This window comes from Mucilaginibacter sp., from assembly GCF_964263795.1.
Classification (GTDB): domain Bacteria; phylum Bacteroidota; class Bacteroidia; order Sphingobacteriales; family Sphingobacteriaceae; genus Mucilaginibacter.
Genome location: NZ_CAXVWK010000042.1, coordinates 16781 through 33185, shown reverse-complemented (window position 1 = coordinate 33185; position 16405 = coordinate 16781). Strand labels below are relative to the sequence as shown.

General features: G+C 42.7%; 26 protein-coding genes. 1 reads left to right on the top strand and 25 read right to left on the bottom strand.

The annotated features are described in order from the left end of the window. Positions 1-142: 142 nt before the first annotated feature. The 7 genes from ACE5CV_RS07840 to ACE5CV_RS07810 all read right to left on the bottom strand — a co-directional run bounded on the left by ACE5CV_RS07840 (position 143) and on the right by ACE5CV_RS07810 (position 5172). Entirely contained in the window at positions 143-400 is a 258-nt protein-coding gene (locus ACE5CV_RS07840; protein WP_374949612.1) for a hypothetical protein, read from the bottom strand. A 60-nt stretch (positions 401-460) separates the two neighbouring features. Then, a complete protein-coding gene (locus tag ACE5CV_RS07835) occupies positions 461-1219 on the bottom strand; it encodes a hypothetical protein (protein WP_374949611.1) in 759 nt (252 codons plus the stop codon). Positions 1220-1278: 59 nt separating this feature from the next. Then, the gene (locus ACE5CV_RS07830; RefSeq protein ID WP_374949610.1) at positions 1279-1650 is read right to left on the bottom strand and encodes a hypothetical protein; all 372 of its coding nucleotides are present in this window, start codon (positions 1648-1650) and stop codon (positions 1279-1281) included. Positions 1651-1711: 61 nt separating this feature from the next. Then, positions 1712-2683, bottom strand: coding sequence for a hypothetical protein (locus tag ACE5CV_RS07825; RefSeq protein ID WP_374949609.1), 972 nt, complete (start codon positions 2681-2683; stop codon positions 1712-1714). 4 nt (positions 2684-2687) lie between these two features. Further along, positions 2688-4058, bottom strand: coding sequence for a S49 family peptidase (locus ACE5CV_RS07820; RefSeq protein WP_374949608.1), 1371 nt, complete (start codon positions 4056-4058; stop codon positions 2688-2690). A 44-nt stretch (positions 4059-4102) separates the two neighbouring features. Then, a complete protein-coding gene (locus tag ACE5CV_RS07815; protein WP_374949607.1) occupies positions 4103-4576 on the bottom strand; it encodes a hypothetical protein in 474 nt (157 codons plus the stop codon). 104 nt (positions 4577-4680) lie between these two features. Then, the gene (locus ACE5CV_RS07810; protein ID WP_374949606.1) at positions 4681-5172 is read right to left on the bottom strand and encodes a hypothetical protein; all 492 of its coding nucleotides are present in this window, start codon (positions 5170-5172) and stop codon (positions 4681-4683) included. Positions 5173-5675: 503 nt separating this feature from the next. On the opposite strand from ACE5CV_RS07810, the gene ACE5CV_RS07805 reads away from it, so the two are divergent. Then, positions 5676-5975: a hypothetical protein gene (locus ACE5CV_RS07805; protein WP_374949605.1), complete on the top strand. Its 300-nt coding sequence runs from the start codon at positions 5676-5678 to the stop codon at positions 5973-5975. Here ACE5CV_RS07805 and ACE5CV_RS07800 read toward each other — a convergent pair whose 3' ends face one another. From ACE5CV_RS07800 to ACE5CV_RS07715, 18 genes are all read right to left on the bottom strand, one after another. After that, positions 5976-6293, bottom strand: a complete 318-nt coding sequence (locus ACE5CV_RS07800; protein WP_374949604.1) for a hypothetical protein — start codon at positions 6291-6293, stop codon at positions 5976-5978. It abuts the gene before it with no gap. Between the two features lie 55 nt (positions 6294-6348). Next, positions 6349-6630: a hypothetical protein gene (locus tag ACE5CV_RS07795; protein ID WP_374949603.1), complete on the bottom strand. Its 282-nt coding sequence runs from the start codon at positions 6628-6630 to the stop codon at positions 6349-6351. Position 6631: 1 nt separating this feature from the next. Then, positions 6632-6883: a hypothetical protein gene (locus ACE5CV_RS07790; protein ID WP_374949602.1), complete on the bottom strand. Its 252-nt coding sequence runs from the start codon at positions 6881-6883 to the stop codon at positions 6632-6634. 59 nt (positions 6884-6942) lie between these two features. Then, positions 6943-8595: a hypothetical protein gene (locus tag ACE5CV_RS07785; protein WP_374949601.1), complete on the bottom strand. Its 1653-nt coding sequence runs from the start codon at positions 8593-8595 to the stop codon at positions 6943-6945. Continuing rightward, positions 8589-8780, bottom strand: a complete 192-nt coding sequence (locus tag ACE5CV_RS07780; protein WP_374949600.1) for a hypothetical protein — start codon at positions 8778-8780, stop codon at positions 8589-8591. The genes ACE5CV_RS07785 and ACE5CV_RS07780 overlap by 7 nt, the downstream gene beginning before the upstream one ends. After that, the gene (locus ACE5CV_RS07775; protein ID WP_374949599.1) at positions 8767-9156 is read right to left on the bottom strand and encodes a hypothetical protein; all 390 of its coding nucleotides are present in this window, start codon (positions 9154-9156) and stop codon (positions 8767-8769) included. The genes ACE5CV_RS07780 and ACE5CV_RS07775 overlap by 14 nt, the downstream gene beginning before the upstream one ends. Then, a complete protein-coding gene (locus ACE5CV_RS07770) occupies positions 9141-9692 on the bottom strand; it encodes a hypothetical protein (RefSeq protein ID WP_374949598.1) in 552 nt (183 codons plus the stop codon). Before ACE5CV_RS07770 ends, ACE5CV_RS07775 begins: the two co-directional genes overlap by 16 nt. Continuing rightward, positions 9685-10005, bottom strand: a complete 321-nt coding sequence (locus ACE5CV_RS07765; protein WP_374949597.1) for a hypothetical protein — start codon at positions 10003-10005, stop codon at positions 9685-9687. The genes ACE5CV_RS07770 and ACE5CV_RS07765 overlap by 8 nt, the downstream gene beginning before the upstream one ends. Positions 10006-10072: 67 nt before the next feature. Further along, positions 10073-10555, bottom strand: a complete 483-nt coding sequence (locus tag ACE5CV_RS07760; RefSeq protein WP_374949596.1) for a hypothetical protein — start codon at positions 10553-10555, stop codon at positions 10073-10075. A 23-nt stretch (positions 10556-10578) separates the two neighbouring features. Continuing rightward, positions 10579-10842 (bottom strand): hypothetical protein, encoded by a 264-nt coding sequence (locus ACE5CV_RS07755; protein ID WP_374949595.1) that lies wholly within the window; start codon positions 10840-10842, stop codon positions 10579-10581. Between the two features lie 9 nt (positions 10843-10851). Continuing rightward, positions 10852-13062: a DUF927 domain-containing protein gene (locus tag ACE5CV_RS07750; RefSeq protein WP_374949594.1), complete on the bottom strand. Its 2211-nt coding sequence runs from the start codon at positions 13060-13062 to the stop codon at positions 10852-10854. Next, positions 13062-13562, bottom strand: a complete 501-nt coding sequence (locus ACE5CV_RS07745; protein ID WP_374949593.1) for a hypothetical protein — start codon at positions 13560-13562, stop codon at positions 13062-13064. Before ACE5CV_RS07745 ends, ACE5CV_RS07750 begins: the two co-directional genes overlap by 1 nt. Then, the gene (locus tag ACE5CV_RS07740; RefSeq protein ID WP_374949592.1) at positions 13559-13882 is read right to left on the bottom strand and encodes a hypothetical protein; all 324 of its coding nucleotides are present in this window, start codon (positions 13880-13882) and stop codon (positions 13559-13561) included. Before ACE5CV_RS07740 ends, ACE5CV_RS07745 begins: the two co-directional genes overlap by 4 nt. A gap of 357 nt (positions 13883-14239) precedes the next feature. After that, positions 14240-14476 (bottom strand): hypothetical protein, encoded by a 237-nt coding sequence (locus tag ACE5CV_RS07735; RefSeq protein WP_374949591.1) that lies wholly within the window; start codon positions 14474-14476, stop codon positions 14240-14242. Between the two features lie 279 nt (positions 14477-14755). Continuing rightward, positions 14756-14938 carry a hypothetical protein gene (locus ACE5CV_RS07730; protein WP_374949590.1) on the bottom strand — a complete coding sequence of 61 codons (183 nt, stop codon included), beginning with the start codon at positions 14936-14938 and terminating at the stop codon, positions 14756-14758. Between the two features lie 2 nt (positions 14939-14940). After that, positions 14941-15429: a hypothetical protein gene (locus tag ACE5CV_RS07725; RefSeq protein ID WP_374949589.1), complete on the bottom strand. Its 489-nt coding sequence runs from the start codon at positions 15427-15429 to the stop codon at positions 14941-14943. 33 nt (positions 15430-15462) lie between these two features. Continuing rightward, positions 15463-16038 carry a helix-turn-helix transcriptional regulator gene (locus ACE5CV_RS07720; protein WP_374949588.1) on the bottom strand — a complete coding sequence of 192 codons (576 nt, stop codon included), beginning with the start codon at positions 16036-16038 and terminating at the stop codon, positions 15463-15465. Next, positions 16031-16279, bottom strand: coding sequence for a hypothetical protein (locus tag ACE5CV_RS07715; RefSeq protein ID WP_374949587.1), 249 nt, complete (start codon positions 16277-16279; stop codon positions 16031-16033). Before ACE5CV_RS07715 ends, ACE5CV_RS07720 begins: the two co-directional genes overlap by 8 nt. Positions 16280-16405: the final 126 nt, after the last annotated feature.

Genomic DNA, 16405 nt, shown 5'->3' with positions numbered 1-16405 from the left:
GTAGGGGTTTAATAGCCGTGCGCCCCTTACCGTTATACTGGTTGGGCGGTGTGTTCAAGAATTCGGGAGCAATGCAAACATAACAAAAAAAGCCATCCGATATGGATGGCTTTATTATTTTGATATGGTTAAGATCGACCTGCTAATTAGCTTGAGTCGCGTTAGCAGGCAATGCTTTCTTAGGGCTATCAGCTTTGTCCGGTACTGGTGCAATCTCCTTTTCTACCAAGTAAGGCAGCCCTCTTTTTTTTAATTTATCTGCTGCAGCAAGATCCAATTCGCTGAAATTGATTTCACCAAATTTTGGGACGTGGTGTAGGCCTGCAGTTACGCCTTTTAATTCGTACTTGTCCGCAACTTCTTTTTTAAGTTCCGGCTCTTTTCTTTCTGATTTTTCCACTTTAATAGGGATTATGGTTATAGAATATTAAAACCCCATATTTCAGGGGTTTTAAATTAATTATACGTCAGTAGCATCAAGCGGTATCGCCGCCAGATACGTCGGGCATGGAACCGGCGAGTAAGCCTTGAATCCATGTTTCTGATTGTTACCATCACCCGTTTTAGGGCCGTTAGCGGCTTCGTAGCTATCAACCTGCGCAGGGAATTCCTGTGTACCAACTACGCGCAGCGTGCCGTTTTGCTCGTTTGCTACGATGATCACTTTTTTGTTGCCAATGAAAGCAATGTGACCTTGTAGGGCTAAAATATTGCCAGGGTTAGAAAACGCCGCCATATTTTCAAACGCGCGGGAACCTGTCGGGCCAACCATTGTCGATTTAACCTGGCCTTCTTCTAATACACAAGGAAATTTGTGAAAGAACTTGCCGGTTTTCATTACAAATGGATCATCATCCGGGATAGTGACCAATTCTTCAGGAGTTGTGGCTGTCGCGAAATCCGGTGTCAGCGCTGCCGGCCATGTAGCGATATCTTCTTCTAAAGCGTAGAAGTGCGTACCTTGAAGGCCGGCTATGTTCTTTGGATTAGCGTTTGTCTTAATATTCTTCACGTTCATAGCAAAGAATAGTGCTCCCTGGGGAAGCCACTGATCAGCGTAGCCGGCAGATAAAACGAAAACACCTGCAGCGCCTGCAGGGATGAGAGCTGCTGTCGGGTTCATTTCGCAGAATGTCGACGCGACATTATAGGTAAAAGCGGCCGCGAACATCGCCATCGCGATGCAAGCGCCCAGGAATAAGAAATTTTTAAGTTTCATGATAATGAAAATTTAATCTTGATATTTAATTAATTAGGTTTTGACAGTCTTCGATCCTGTTATTTTTTTAATACCAGGAAGCCGGCGCCGATCTTAACAAGTTCGGCCTGCAGGGATTTATCCGCCTTCAGATCTTCCAAGGTGTAATCCTTAGGTTCTGTTGTGCCTTTGCGTCTGTAAGTGAAGTTACCACCGATAACCAGGTAGTCTTTTTTATCGACGGTTATGGTCGGTTCAGCAACATCGGCTACTTTTTGGGCTTTTGATAAAGCTTCGCTTAAGTTGCCGATCTCTTCTGCAGACGTTTTTTGTAAATCTTCGTGCGCTGCTGCCAATTCTTGGTTGGCGGTTCTTAATTGGCCATTTTCTTTTTCAAGGTTGGCAACCTTTTGCTCGAGCGTTAGCTCTGTGTTGTTTTGTGGAGTGTCCATTGTTATGAAAAAATGTCCCTGTTTCCAGGGACGTAAGACTTTAGTTAATTATCAGTATGGATTATGCTAAATCCTGGTCATTGTGCCATACCCATGGCAGATACCAGAAACCAACACCTATCCACCAGTCAGAAAGAAGCTTAACACCGCGATCAAACTTTTGCATATCAAACACACCGGCGTTGTTGCCCCATTTCTCTGGCGCAGCCATGTTTTGTTTGAATGTGGTGAAGATCATGTCGCTGCCAGCCATAGATGCCAAACCATTGACCTCAACATTTTCTGCATCGATTACGTGCACTAAACTATCAACCTGGTTGTAGTTCATGTTGTACTTGGTGCGCATACCTGTTTTGAAGCGGGTACGTAAGGTTTTGTTCATTTGCAAGCCGCTTAAACGGAAGCGATATTTCTCATCAATTGAGTTGATGAAGTCTTCGACGTACTCAACAAATTCAACGGGATCAGTTGGAACTGTACCCATTGTGATTTTTTTAGTTTTACCGGCAGTGTTACCATCGCGGATCTTTTTACGAATACCGTTGATAGATTTACCGGTAAGTTGAGCTGTACCATCAGTAACAGCGCCTGTAACGCCTTTGAAAATTTCCGCAACCTCAAGATCTTCTTTATACTGATTAACAATCAGCTGCTCGATCATGTAGCGAACGATTCCCCACTGGGTACGATCAACCGGCCCCATGCCGGCAAGGAAACCTAAAAATGACGGCATGATCTCATCAGGCGCGATATACTCGTCAATTTTTACTCTGTCCAATGGGATTTTCTCCAGCTCAAACTTGGCCGTCCCTATTGGAGTGAATTGTTTCTGGAAAGCCTGAAGAACGCGAGTAATACTTGCAGTAGCTTTGTAGGCTACGGTATCCTCGGTTGGCCAGGGCATGAATAAACCGCGGGTCTCTTCCGGCTGAAAGATCGCTGTTTGAAGATTTTGTGCACCGATGCCGCCTCCACGGTATTGCGCGCCGAATTCCGCAATAATCTCATCGATATTAATTACTGGATTTGCCATGTGATTATCTACCGTTTAAAAATGAATTGATGTATTGATTGTGAGAGAAGCCGGCAATTGTTTCCTTTTGCTTTTCTGCTTCAGTTTTTTCAGGATCCGGGTCGGTTTCTCCTACTTTTTTACTCATGCCGCCAGGTAAGCTTGCGATTTTTTGCTCCAAATCTGATTTATCAGATATCAGAGTAGCCTTTTCAGTCTCTAAATCGCCTTTAGCTTTGTTTGCTACGTTTAACTCGCCCTGGAGCTTAGTAACGTTAGCTCTTTCGGTAGCTAATTCACCGGTAACGCGAGCAGCCTCGTTTACTACCGTTTCCGGCATTAACGCAACGCCGGTTATACCAGCCTCTGCTAACTCAGCGTTGGCTGCGCTTAATTCTGCTTCAGTTGGATCGGCCTTGCCGGCCAACAAAGCCACTTTTGGAAATTTCATATCTGTTGATTGTGTAAATTCTATGGATTTAATAATTGGTGATGATGAAGCGCGCAGATCTTGCTCCCCATCACAAAGCGCCTCTAAGCGCTCTAAAGCTTTCTCGCGAGTAATTATCCCGTCGATCAAACCGGTTTTTTGTGCCCATAAAGCGGAACTGGCTTTACCTTTATTCCATTCTTCATGAGAACCTTTAAGGCGGTCGCCCCGGTGAAGCTGAATTTTATTGATGAATTTCTCAGCAACTGCAAATAACTCCTCATCGAGCAATTTGTAATTACCTGCAGCAGCATCTTTTGACACCTTATTTTTTTCGGTGCTTTGCGGCGCATAACGGTCTATCCGTTTTATACCTAAATTTTTGAGGTATTGCGTCTGGTCATACCAGGATTGGTAAACACCAATGGAGCCAATGGTATCAAGATCTTGGGACGCATACAATTCCTGATTGGCAGTACCTAACCAGATACCCCCGCTGCAGCACATTCCATCATTTACAAAGCCGAGATTTGGCTTAGGCGAATTAAAGATCGTATCCCCGAAAGTGGCTATACCGTCAACTTGGCCTCCAGGTGTATCGTACTCAAAAAATAAGGCTTTTATATTTGGGGTTGCGTAAGCTTCTCGCACGATTTGGTTAAGTTCATAGGACCCATTACCGCAATACCCGTATTTCAAGATAGGGCCGGTTACATCAATATAAGCGATGGATCCTTCCGGAGCGTTTTGAAAACCTGAATAATAACCTGGTGCAAAAAGGATAGATCCTTCCATCCGGTTAAGCACTGCTACGCGTTCTTCTGGAGATCTGCGGTCAGATGTTTGAAAGCCGGTTGATTTACCTTTAAGCAGTTTTGCAACTGCAGGTTGATTCTCTTCCGCCCACGCCGGGTCAATTAACCATGTATGCCGTAATAAAGCAGATATAAGTCTGAAATCACTCATGCGGCAATGATAGCCACAGCACTCACTATAAAAAACGACAGATTTTACACCTGGTAGTATGGCGCTCGTTCGAGGCCTGCGCCGGTGAAGCTGAAAGCGTGCCCGCGGGCTTCTCCCGGAACGAGGCCCGATTGGAATTTAGCGTTAAAGGTTAACGGTGCATTAAGGCCTACCAAACGAATCTTATTGGTAAAATCTTTAGTGGCCACGATGTGCAGCACCTTCTCCATATCTTGAAACAGATCAACCACCTCATCGCCATCACCAGGATAAAAACCACTGATTACCCACGGATAATAGGTACCCCCTTCAGAAGTGATAGAATCCTCTTCGAAATTAAGCTGGCCAAGGCTGCTGACACCGGTCATAAAGTTGGTACCAGGTTTAAACTGGATAGGTAATGTAACCGTTCTCCGGATGACAGTCGGCAGCTGAAGTATATTATAGTTGGGGCTAAATTCAAATGAAGCCTGGCCGGCCATATTCAGTAAAGGAGATGTGGGGAAGCTGCTGATCATGTCCTAAATGTTGGAATTATGTTCAGAAAAGCAAACGACAATGGCCTTTTTTGGTGCCAAAAATATTTCAGACAGAAATGTCACAACTTTTTTTGAGGTGTGCATCAGGCAGTTACGCGGCTTCTGTGGCGTTGCCACTTTTTTTCCATGCATTTGAGCGTAAAAACATTCTCGTTTAGCCGGTAACGTTCACGAAACCTGAAAAAGTGATCCTGTTGCTTACCAACACCAAGGCCCGAGCAGGCATTCATGAAGTTGCAGAAGTGCTCATCCAAGTTATAGAGAACCATGTTGTTAAAGTCGATCTGCTTTTGCTTAGAAATGTACAGACCCTGCCTGATCCAGACCCGGTCTGTCATCTGCAGTTTCAAAGTTTCCGAGTACTTCTCCTTGTACTTTTCCTCCTCTTCCTGGTAGAGTTTTAATTTTTTGGGGTCAGCTGGTGTGGTTTCCACCGGGCGCAGGTTGGATAATGCATTAAAAAGAAATATTCCGTATTGGGAATTACGATAAACCTCGAACGGATCCACTGAATGGCCATAGCTCAAAAAGGCTTTAACTACCGGCTGGACGGCAATTTTAATTTCAATTATCATGTATTAATTAGGGAGATTAAATATACTGAAATAAAGATAAGTGTATACCAACTTCCCACAAACGACACAAAATGCTATACAATTTGACAGAACACGTAAAAATTAGCTAAATACCGGTTATATATGTTTTTGCCTGGCTAATCCGGATAGTATGGATAATTATGGATGATAGTGTTTAAAATCAATCATTTATATAAGTCATGATTTAGTTAAATAGCCCGTTTTTAGCTAAAATACTATCCAGCATTATCCATAGCCAGATTGAAAAACAACGATCTTGGATAGTGTTGGATAGCAATGGATAGTTTTGAGGGGGATATGAGCACGGCTGTGGATAGTTTAATAGATTGATTTTTAATAATTTATTCTAATATTTACAGAAACTATCCAAACTATACATAGGAAATTCCGATTTTTAAGAATTACAAAAGCGCCTACTTTAGCTAAATATTATGTTTTTAGCTAAACCATCGCATTAACGAATATTAAAGAGAGGGTTTCCAGTGAATGGGTCGAACGGTGTTTACGAGTTGGCAGAACGTGCAAGGAAGGAAAAGAAGTGGCTGTTTGATACAGGCTTTAAAAAATGGTATAGTCCGGACGAATTTTATAATACTTTCTCCCAGGCTCAATACAGCTTAATAACCTATTTGCAAGGTGTAAAGCTGCGTGATCCATTTGAAGGTATCGAGGCGGCTAATCAGGAAATTTGCAAGCTGCAAAAAAACGTTGAGGGCTTTACGGCCAGAGTACTTACTTACTACAGGGAAAAAGCTGTCGATAAGAAGTTGCGTGACTTTTGATCAGCGAACGATATGCAATTTAAATGGTGGTCTCGGGTCGACAATGGATACTTCCATTATGGGGTTATTAAGTATTTCGCTTGCGTACCAGTGAATTGCTGCGGTAAATAATACGAGATCAGCTTCCGTCCATTTACTACTTTCGAACGCAATCGGTTGCCCTGCATTATTACCGTATAAAGTAATTTCGTCAGGATCTCTCCTATACAGGTTAATCTCCTTAAAAGCAATTACCCGCATGTCGCTCTCATCAATGGTGATCACGTCATGGTCGTTATCTGAAAGCTCAAGATCAAGGGAAAAATTGGCCAATTGCATGGTTCAAAAATAGCAATTGCAATTTTTGAAAGGGAAACAGCAATGAAATTTTTACTTATTGAAGGTTTAATCCGTATTGGATACGGTAGCCGGCTTTAAAAAGTTGATGTACATAATACCGGTGTGGCTTCGGTATTTCGGTTATCGAGGCGTAAGGTGTTACGTCTACAGAACGGTTGGTACCATCCACAGGAAAGACGCCGATCAGCGCTTTATGCCACCGGTACCGGCGCTGATCAGCTTTAATTTGTTCGTCAGATAATATCTTGCCGGCCGGTACAAATTCTTTGATTACACGCGGTTCCGGAAGTGGGAATAATATTTCTTGCTTGCCCATATCATTGCGGTTGGTTAACCATTGTAGTTGCTACCACATAGCTTTTTATTTCACGCCAAAGATTTGCGTCAGACTTAAAAGAAGTAATTTCTTCGCTGGTAGGTTTTCGAAGTTTTATATGTTCATCAAATACGCTCAGTGCTGAGCAGTATAGGCAAACAGATAAATCCCCTTGTTTGGGCTCAATTTTGTCCTTGTGGGAATGCGAGTCCACCGAAGCTTCGCAGAAAGGGCATTTGCATCCTTTTTCCATAGTTTCCTTTTTATAAAATAGTTGAGTTTTATTGGACTCGGTTAGAAAAGTGATTACCATTAGTTAAATAATTCGTCGGCTGCACGTAGCATTTGACCCTCAGCTTTTATTAAGCCTAATGACTTCAATTTAGATAGATAGGTATTAAATGAACCGGATGTGTGACTCATGCCAATCGCATGGCCGAGATTGGATTTGCTTTCCTGCTCCGGATGATGATCAGCAAGGTGCTGAAGTATCCTGGCTGCCCCACTACCAGCACCAATAAATCCTTTCCAGTACTGCACAATGGTATCAGGATTTGTTGCCAATGGCTCGTAAGTCCCCAGCTGCTCCACTGCTAACTCAGTAGCTTTAATTCCACCTGGTTCAACTGTGATTAGACCGTCCTTCTTTAAAGATGCAATGTAAGTGCTAAAAGTGCCCGATTTACTTGACAGACCCGATAAAAGCCCAATGCGAAGCTTTGATACCACATTTGGGTATCTCATTGCGGCAGCGATTAAAATTCGCCTAAAGCCGCTATTTGGTGCAGCTGTGATAGGAGTATCATTTTTAATGCTTATGACCCTATTGCTTTTAGAATCCTTCACAATTACACTTTGCGGATTAGCTACGTCCATGGCAATTTGCAAGGGCCTGGTATCAACGCCATTAAAGAATGACAGCTTAGTAATTTCCTCGAGCGCCTCAGCAGCTTTGCCGGCAGCTGATCCAATCTTCTGTAAAATTTCCTTGTACTTTATATCGCCAACCTTAGCACTAGCCAAAGCTTTACGCATCTCTGCATTTTCAGCTCGCAAAACCTCCAGAGAATCTTTGTGGTTGATTATAGGCGGTTCTGTTTTAAAGCGGTCAATGAAAGCAGTAACGTCTACCGGTGTGCGGTCGGCTACTTTTACATTGTTGCTTTTCGGATTAGGATGAAAAGTTTGCTTCGGTAAGATCTTCACTAAAATTATCCGGTTAAAATCAACTACCCAGGCTTCACCATCTTTCAACGTAGGCAGCGTATCAAGCATACCGGTGTCGCTCTGGGCGCGAAGATCTAACCAGGACTTAATAGCCTTCAAGGAATTCTTACCGGTTTGGCGGTGGATTACCACCATTTCACAGATTTCAAATACAGCTTTTGCAATTTCCTCAGCACGCTGATTGATTAGCGTAAAGCCCAGGGCAAAGTTACGCCCCATACGGGCCATGCGCTCAATCTGTGAGTAAAGGAATTGACCTCCCGGGTAAACCCGCTGCGGCACAAATTCGGCAGCTTCTTCAATAAAAACATGACGCAGGCCGTATTGCTTATTATTTTCCATCAGGTAGACAATGCAATTGGCCATGATCCGCTGCCACGCAGCTTTACTGGCCGTGTTAGGGCCCTGTAAATCTATGATCAGTGAAACGCCCTGCTCCAGTGCGATCGCAACGATATCAACTGCATTTTTTTCGGTCAACTCTACGTCGGGATCATCACCACCGGCGACAACTACTGGAAAGCCCGGCTTACCATCAATGCCATGCCTCAGTGACTTCCAAACGCCTGATGGGTCAAACGCAATAATAGGGATGCCAGCTAATAATAGTTGCTCAGCTGCTTTTGTACCGGTGTAAGTCTTGCCGCTTCCGCGGATGCCGATAAAGCTATTACCCTGGTTGGCATAATCCTCAGCAGGAATTGAAAGATTGTCTGCCAGTTTGATATATTTTACCATTCGTTCCTGTCCTCCTTCCCTACTGCTTCTTCAATTAAGTAGCCACATAGCATGATCAGAGCAAACACAGCTTCTACAATAACTGCAGCAAGGTATAGCTCTAAATACCATAAAATACCACCGGCAATTACTGCGCAGCAAACGAAAGCGATTAGCTTCCACTTAAACTTTTCAAGACTTGTCATTGTATGGTTCTTCTTTAATTTCAAAATTAAACTCATCATCTTCATTGAATGGATCAATATCAAGGCCCGGCGCCGGCTTGTCTCGTTCCTCCTCTGGTAGCCAATTGCCGTTTTTGTCGAAATCGCTCATGCTAAAGGGCAAACTGCCATCCCGAGTAATATTTCCAAACCCTTCTAAAAATCGATCATCACCGTTTTTCATCTGATGCCAGGCAATCGCTCGAGCGATATCTTCTATCCCCTCCAGCTTCCACATATACTTGCCAAATTCGTCCATCCATTCCTGGTTATATAGTTCGTCGTCGATCTTAATTGTATATTCATCTGTGCGAGTAACAACTACGTTAAATTGGCGTATCATTAAAATTTTCTCCAATCTGTATTAGTTTGAATCTCGGCGACTGTTGCAAATCTATCCTCAAGCACTTCAATAGCATAACGAAGATGTTTTGCACTATCAAGAACATGTTTTTGATGACCGTAGTGAATATTAGATGCTATACCTGATGCAAGAATGGTTGTAGATAATTTTAAGCCATCCGATGTAAGATTGTCACTACCGTCGTACATCGCTGCTTTTACACCAGGCGGAAACACACACATCACTTTAATATCATTAATATCTAAGCCTTGGCCATTCACTGGTATGCAACTAACTTTTGTTCGCACTTCAATTTCCGGACTAACTTTTTCGTTTGCACGGTTTGCTGTTTTACTTGCAATCCTCTCAAGCATAGTTACGAAGGGAACCTGATCAACATTAGTAGCAATTCGGTAATTGCAATTATTAGTAGAGTGATCACTGATAATCATCGTCACTTCTAAGCCAGGAACTAAAGAGCCCATAAGTGTCATAAACATTTTAAGTGCTTGCTCATCTATTTTATTGATATCCATTTTATCATTAGCCATTAACCACCTCGCTTTCTTTTTTTAGCATAAATTCTTTTATAGCATCGGTAATATCATCGGAGCTTATTGCTCTTGGAAGATCGATGCCCTTGATATGGCCTCTTATAACTTGGCCTTGTAAGTCTTCTTTGAAATATTCCTGAACGATATCCATAAGAGCCCCTAATTTCATAGTGCCATCAATTTTGTCGGCGTTAACAAAAGAAGAGTAACTAACAAAGTCTACAGACTTTTTACCTTGGGAAACGAAGTGAAATAATATTCCAGTAATGTAACCATCGTCAATGCCGGGCTTAACTGTAATTACCATCATAATCATTGGCGTTGCTATTTCACGAAGTTGATAGACCGTTTTTAGATCAGTAACCTGTAGTAAGGATTTACACATTGGTCACCTCACTTTCTGCCGGCGAAGCCTTGCGGATGGCCTGATCAATAGCAGCTGCTAAAAATTGCCCAGCAATGGTTAAGCGCCTAACCTGATCAAGTTTACCACGCTTATCCGGGTAACCATCTTGTGGCCACGGCAAGCCTTTTACAAAGGGTTCAAGCTCTGTGTCCTCAGCTGCTAATAGTATAGCCATTACTACTAAGCGGTCGTCGTCGTGCTTGTCGTCGTGATCAGCATCGTAACCTTTTACAATAGCCGTCATTCGCTCTTTGCCTATCAGGTCATGCCCTTGATCAGTTGAGCTTACGCCCAATTCAAATAATGTTTTCATTGTCCACTCGCTTGCTGATTTAAAATCTTCGGTAATTGACCTTACCGCATCTTTGTTTTTTGAAAATTGCTCCTTGCCTAGCACAGACAGCGCATGCTGCTTTGCGGCCGCATTAATTTTTCGTTTGGGAATAGTGTTCATATATATTAAGTTTTAAAGTTTTGCTACTTGTGCCAGGGCATTATTTCAAATTCGGACAGGTCGTTAAGATCTTTACCGTTATTATCCACAGCGAAATATTTTATCTCATCGGGTGTTCGGGAACTAACAGCGATAATTTTTAGCGGTGGTTCAACGCCCGGGCGTTCTTTACCAGGTTTAAATGTTACGTAAGTATCTTCGAGATACTCTTTTGGATCGCGTTCCTTTTTACAACCTGATGATGCGACAAGGGTTATTAGAACTATTATTATATAAATTTTTGCCATCTGCTTAGGTTAATCGTTATTTAAATCAAGTTCCTGCTGTTCGCCCTGTTCATCGTCGGCCACATATTTAATTTTCATTTCCTTATACCTGCGTTGTAAAGCAGCTTCGTCCTCTGCACGGATTAGATCTATTCCTAATTCTGCGTAAATGAATACGTGACACCAGCGCTGCGCCCCTCCGAACCACTTTTTCTTTTGCTGTACGAATGTTTTGGGATCGCTTTCCAGGTATTTGTAAAGGGTTTGTTTGTCAAGCCCGTTAGGGTCTTTCCGCTTTATAAGCGCCTCAGAGTAGTATTGAAAAATATCTTGCACACGGATATAAAGGAATCCGTTTTTGAGAGCGAAGTGCTTATCCTCGGTGATCATTCCCTGATTAAACAGCATTTCCACCACATCCCAGAATTTGGAAGCATCGTCACTTCCTTTTAGTACAAAGAATTGCTCCAACAAATTGCTTTTACATAGCTCCCTGAAGCTGACCATTTCCACCGGTAGTTCCTCTTTAGTTGATAACAATTCCATGATGGTTACGAGGGCGGCGTAGTTGGAGTACATACGCTCTTCCACTTCCGGATTATCAACGGCCTTAATTAATTTTTTTAGCTGTGACTCATAAACTACTTTGAAATTGGCTTCTATCCATTCGCGGTGCTGCAGCAAGTGGACTGTTACAGAACTTAAGCCGGCATCTTCCATTGCCATTAGCTTTTTGAATTCTGCTCTTTGCGCCTCGGTGTATTTGGTTTCGGTAAGGCTGGCCAATATTACCCTGGTAAATAAAGCCGGTTCAATAGTTGGCATTTCCTGCCCGGATAACACACATGCGGACCTGATCGGCGTGCTTTCCGTTTCGAACGTATTATCTTTCTTACCACGCTCGTAGCCGATGCGGTCGTATAGATTTTTTATGGATTCGATCGTTTTGGTAGGCAGATTGTTCTTATACTCATCTACCCAGACAAGCGCATTACTGTATTGGCTAAACTTACGCATCATACCAACAGTGGTACTGGCGCCGCCAAGCATGATCTGGTCTTGCCCTTCACCAAAGAAGCGCATAGCACTGGCTATCATTGTGCCCTTACCGGTACCGCGCTTGCCATAAACGGCGAAGATTGGGAAGCGCCTTGCTAATTCTTTAAATATGATATCGGAAAATAAGGCCAGCATGTAGTATGCAAGCATTAATTGGCCTTGCTTGCCGTAAACAAGAACAAATTGAGAGGATACCTCTTTAAATGGTTGCTTGCTATCAATGTAAACGAACTTTTTGTCATTGGTAAAAAGGTCATCCTTATCCTCAAATATTTTAGAGTTTGCAGGAATGAAGTAGGTCATCAACTTTGATGTACCATCCTTTTGTTTCGTATCGTGCTCAACTATACCTAATTCGTCAACAGGCTTAAACGATTTCGATACCAGATCATAGATGCCGTTCGCAAAAGCATAAAATTGCGGCCGTTTATTCCAGCCCAATTGCCTAACCAGAACCGTGGTTTTTTCATCTCGATATAATTTATCCTGAAGCTTGACGAGATCGGAATCAGTACCCTTAAAAATAAAGTTTCCCTTTCTGGCCACGATTTTCTTAAATGCACCGACAGATACCAGATCATCTGTATTCATGTTTATGGAAACGGTATGGCCATGAATATTTTTAAGGGCGATTAACCTGTAAGCGGCATCCTCGCTAGTCTCGACGTGCCAAAGGATCTTCATAGTAAAATTTGATATTTGGTACCTGGTGTAGCGCAAATCAAGGCTCCAGTAGACACCGCCGGACTCCCATAGTCCGTAGTCTAAAAATTCTTCAGTATGCTCTTCGTCGCCGATGATATCACCTGCAGTAATTTTTTCCTTCGCTTCTTTGATGGATTTTGGCAGCTTGATCTCTAATCCATAATTGCTTGCCACATCAAAGAATTTTGCCGGCGTTTTAAGTTTTGTTGTTTTTAGTGACTCATCAAAAAAATTATTGATTTCTTCCAGCGATCGCTGATCACCACCAGGGTTAGTGAAACAGCTTATTCGCGTAAAAACATCACGCGCTTGCTCGCCCATCGTAGCAAGTGCGTTAGCTATCTTTTGCCAGTCACCATCGCCTAGAGTGATATCTATACTGTCCCGTTCCGCCTGCTCAGCGACATAGATAGCACGCTTAAGGTTTTTGCTAGCAACTTTCGAAGCCTTAATTTTTATTGGATCGATCTTCTCCATTAATTTGGTTTAACTATTTGTTTAAGTGTTAGGTACTTATTTTCAAGAGCCCGAATTTTCGCGTCTTCGGTAAACGTTTCTTCCTCATTTGCATATTTAAGTTCGTAGCCATCCGTTTCATGAGGGACGACCATCAGCTTGTTCAAATCCATTACTGGTGGCTTGATTTTGATTCCCTCGGCCACCATTGCTTTTAATTCTTCAACCTGGTAATGGAAAACCATATTCGGATTGATGTTGTGAAGAGCGCAAAACATAACAAGCTTGCTGGTGTCTTCGTGAAGCTTTATATAGTTGTACTGCCACTGGAGTAATTCTTCTTCCAGCGTAGAAATTCTAATTTCTGATTGCTCAGCAAATTCAATAATCTTATTAATGGCCTCATTACGAGCGTTTATAAATCGTTCTGAAGAGTCGTCCCGTTCAGCATATTTGAGAAGATCCTTTTGTAAATGGGATACCACTTCTTCTAAGCGTTTATATGCGGTTTCGTAATTCATTTGTTCGGGAAATTAAAATTACATTCTTCGAGCACCATGCATATCCTGCCCAGGCTTGGCGTTTGTAGAATGATGCAGCGCTTATAGAACTTATATATCGGCCACACCTGATCAGGATTTTTAAGGGATATCAGCTGACGGCCACCGGCATCGTATTGCAATGGATTGTCAAGCTGCAAGCGGTAAAAGGCACCTGTGTTGTTAAACTTTTCGCCTGCTAATATTCTTGCCAACACAACAGCGTCACTCACTTTATCATTCAGATAAGCCGGCATCTTTCCGTTTTCCATTGCTATATCGATTACTTCGCCTAGTTCCATTAGTCCAAAAGGTTAAATAGTAATTCTAATTTTATTTCGATCTGCCTTTTCAATTCACACTTTCTTTTTGAATACTTTTTACTCAACTCGCCTTCATCATTGGCGAAGAAGCATTCTTGCAGAATTGAATAAACCTCCAGCTGTTGGTGCATATATTTAATTTGCTCTCTTAAAGCGGTGATATCTTGCCGAAAAGCGTGCTTCACATGCAAAGGCCATTAGTTCTTAAAGTTTCGATTGCGCCTTTCAACCCGGCGTTTATGCATCAGGTTGCTGATGTCTGGCCAGAGGAGAATTGCCAAAAGCAATACTCCTCCAGGAATGGCCAAAAGAATTTCCTTCCAGGTCATCGACGAATTATTTTAAAATGTTAATCGTTACGTTTTTTGCTGATCGCTTCAGCTCGACCTCTACCTGTTCTGCTTTTATCAACTCGGCCAACTTGGTGACCTGCATCGTAGTCACAGCCGGCGTAACGATTTTAAAGCCTACTACTCCCAAATCAGGATGAGCTGTAGTATAAAACCTCGAGTCAGGAAATGCAGCAGGCAGTTCCTTTTGTAACTCTTTAACCTTTTCTTTAGAAAAATTCATAGCAGTAATTTTAATCCTGGCATTATTACCATTGTGACAAGGGTCGGACTCGAACCGACGGGCCTCCACCTAATGCTGTCAACCTAAACCTTATAAAAAACAGCATCCGCCTTGTCATCTTTTTGGGTTAAAACAAGCCGAGCGGTCACCCATCCGCCCGGCTCTGCATCACTCTGCCACTTATCTACCAGCTTGTCGCGGTCAATTCCGGCGGGGCTAACCGGCCCAATTCAGTTGTTCATATTCATCACTGATATAAAGAACTACCGCCCCAATGTTTTAATAGAATCCCCAGAGATCAATCTCCTCCAGTGCGTCGTCTATGTCCTTTTCCACCCTTTTAAGCATACTTCCGGCAAGCGTTTCATTGAAGCCGTCTCCGTAAATATTGCGGACGTTTCTATAATAGGTTCGATAGTAAAGCAGGCCCTCGAGAACGACCAGGAAAGCGATGTTATCCATGATCAACCAGCCATTTCTTCCGCATCATTTAGGATGGGAACTATTGTATTTAGATAATACTTGTGGAACTGTGAATGCACCGGCGGTGCGATCGCCTCAAAAAAAGCTCTATGCGCGTGCACTATCTTGCAAAGGGTTTTGAAGGGAATATTTTTATTGTAGTAAAGAATGAGTGCCTGCAGCTGTGCTGCCTGAATAGTAATGCGCTTATCCGCATGTTTGCGCTGCTTTACCCAGGCAAGCAGCTTCTCGCGCATGTAGCCGCGGTTTACTAAATAAATAACTCGAAGGCCATCGCTTTCGTTGGTTACTCGTTTACGAATTAGTTCTTTTTGTCCTGGATGAACTATTTCCAGTAATAAAAAATTACCTACAGGAGTCGCCGTCGCTTGTATCATAATTCTAATGGTTAATGGTTTTAAAATTCCTCCGGAACTGTAACCGGTGGATCGCTCTTCCCGGCAAAAGCACAAAACCTGCTCTGCCGGCATGATGGTTAAGAACTAAACTGTCAGTTTTTAAGGTCATGCTAAATGATTGTCTTTTGCCCATGATGCAATATCAGCCTTGCGCTGCAGTCCACACTTCTCACGTACTTGCTTTGAGAAACTCGGTACCGTCTTAGGAGAAATGCCCAGCTGATCCGCAATTGTCTTATCGAGAAGGCCATTGGCAGTAAGCTGAATGTATTGAAGCTCGCGCCTGGTTAGATGATCACCCGATTTAAGTTTAAAGCCGGCACAAGCTTTACCTTCGAAGTCGCAATTGCCACGTTTTGGACACCTCCAATATTCCGGTTCACCCAGTTCACCGTTTATAATATCAGGCTTGTTATCAAAGCCACCGTACATGCAATATGTAAACTGTCTTACTTCGGCCATACGGCCAGCGCCGGCAACCATCAGCGAATAATATGCATGCCGCTTAGTTTCGGAAAGCATTTTAATCTCGAGCAGTAAAATTAGTTTAGGGTCAAACTGGTCGAAATCCACTACAGAGCCAGAGCGAAGCAGGTGAGGCTGGTCATCGTCGCAAACAAAAAATTCTCCGTTTGAATTAACCAGGCCTGCCGGTAATTGATGTCGCGTTAAATTATACATTGATCAAGGCAGCTAAGCGATTTGCACGTTGTTCTGCTTCCTGGTCGAAATCAAGTTTTCCTTGCTCAGCCAATGCTACCATTCTGTCCCAAATGGCTGTATTTTTTTTGTTAACCGGCGCAAGCCCGTAAACAACCCGTTCTATTTTATTGGGTGAACATTCTAGTTCTTCCCCAATTGTTTTAGCCCAATTTTCCGGCAAAAAGTCTGTCGGAATTTTCTGTAAAGTGGGTTTGTTCATAAGTACTATTTAAATGGTATTTAGATATTCAGTAGGTTTTCAGTAATTTGTCAGAAATTATTAAGACAATATTCAGAAATATTTTTCTTGCTCCGAAATATATTTCGGTCTTTTTTGTTGCTTGCC

Excerpts from the sequence above, each read along its gene's own strand:
- ACE5CV_RS07825 (WP_374949609.1), bottom strand. The coding sequence starts at position 2,683 with ATGGCAAATCCAGTAATTAATATCGATGAGATTATTGCGGAATTCGGC.
- ACE5CV_RS07765 (WP_374949597.1), bottom strand. The coding sequence starts at position 10,005 with ATGATGGTAATTACAGTTAAGCCCGGCATTGACGATGGTTACATTACT.
- ACE5CV_RS07755 (WP_374949595.1), bottom strand. The coding sequence starts at position 10,842 with ATGGCAAAAATTTATATAATAATAGTTCTAATAACCCTTGTCGCATCA.
- ACE5CV_RS07795 (WP_374949603.1), bottom strand. The coding sequence starts at position 6,630 with ATGGGCAAGCAAGAAATATTATTCCCACTTCCGGAACCGCGTGTAATC.
- ACE5CV_RS07735 (WP_374949591.1), bottom strand. The coding sequence starts at position 14,476 with ATGAATTTTTCTAAAGAAAAGGTTAAAGAGTTACAAAAGGAACTGCCT.
- ACE5CV_RS07835 (WP_374949611.1), bottom strand. The coding sequence starts at position 1,219 with ATGAAACTTAAAAATTTCTTATTCCTGGGCGCTTGCATCGCGATGGCG.
- ACE5CV_RS07740 (WP_374949592.1), bottom strand. The coding sequence starts at position 13,882 with ATGGAACTAGGCGAAGTAATCGATATAGCAATGGAAAACGGAAAGATG.
- ACE5CV_RS07725 (WP_374949589.1), bottom strand. The coding sequence starts at position 15,429 with ATGCCGGCAGAGCAGGTTTTGTGCTTTTGCCGGGAAGAGCGATCCACC.
- ACE5CV_RS07770 (WP_374949598.1), bottom strand. The coding sequence starts at position 9,692 with ATGGCTAATGATAAAATGGATATCAATAAAATAGATGAGCAAGCACTT.
- ACE5CV_RS07815 (WP_374949607.1), bottom strand. The coding sequence starts at position 4,576 with ATGATCAGCAGCTTCCCCACATCTCCTTTACTGAATATGGCCGGCCAG.
- ACE5CV_RS07760 (WP_374949596.1), bottom strand. The coding sequence starts at position 10,555 with ATGAACACTATTCCCAAACGAAAAATTAATGCGGCCGCAAAGCAGCAT.
- ACE5CV_RS07800 (WP_374949604.1), bottom strand. The coding sequence starts at position 6,293 with ATGCAATTGGCCAATTTTTCCCTTGATCTTGAGCTTTCAGATAACGAC.
- ACE5CV_RS07810 (WP_374949606.1), bottom strand. The coding sequence starts at position 5,172 with ATGATAATTGAAATTAAAATTGCCGTCCAGCCGGTAGTTAAAGCCTTT.
- ACE5CV_RS07785 (WP_374949601.1), bottom strand. The coding sequence starts at position 8,595 with ATGGTAAAATATATCAAACTGGCAGACAATCTTTCAATTCCTGCTGAG.
- ACE5CV_RS07730 (WP_374949590.1), bottom strand. The coding sequence starts at position 14,938 with ATGGATAACATCGCTTTCCTGGTCGTTCTCGAGGGCCTGCTTTACTAT.
- ACE5CV_RS07715 (WP_374949587.1), bottom strand. The coding sequence starts at position 16,279 with ATGAACAAACCCACTTTACAGAAAATTCCGACAGACTTTTTGCCGGAA.
- ACE5CV_RS07720 (WP_374949588.1), bottom strand. The coding sequence starts at position 16,038 with ATGTATAATTTAACGCGACATCAATTACCGGCAGGCCTGGTTAATTCA.
- ACE5CV_RS07750 (WP_374949594.1), bottom strand. The coding sequence starts at position 13,062 with ATGGAGAAGATCGATCCAATAAAAATTAAGGCTTCGAAAGTTGCTAGC.
- ACE5CV_RS07780 (WP_374949600.1), bottom strand. The coding sequence starts at position 8,780 with ATGACAAGTCTTGAAAAGTTTAAGTGGAAGCTAATCGCTTTCGTTTGC.
- ACE5CV_RS07820 (WP_374949608.1), bottom strand. The coding sequence starts at position 4,058 with ATGAGTGATTTCAGACTTATATCTGCTTTATTACGGCATACATGGTTA.
- ACE5CV_RS07790 (WP_374949602.1), bottom strand. The coding sequence starts at position 6,883 with ATGGAAAAAGGATGCAAATGCCCTTTCTGCGAAGCTTCGGTGGACTCG.
- ACE5CV_RS07830 (WP_374949610.1), bottom strand. The coding sequence starts at position 1,650 with ATGGACACTCCACAAAACAACACAGAGCTAACGCTCGAGCAAAAGGTT.
- ACE5CV_RS07745 (WP_374949593.1), bottom strand. The coding sequence starts at position 13,562 with ATGAATTACGAAACCGCATATAAACGCTTAGAAGAAGTGGTATCCCAT.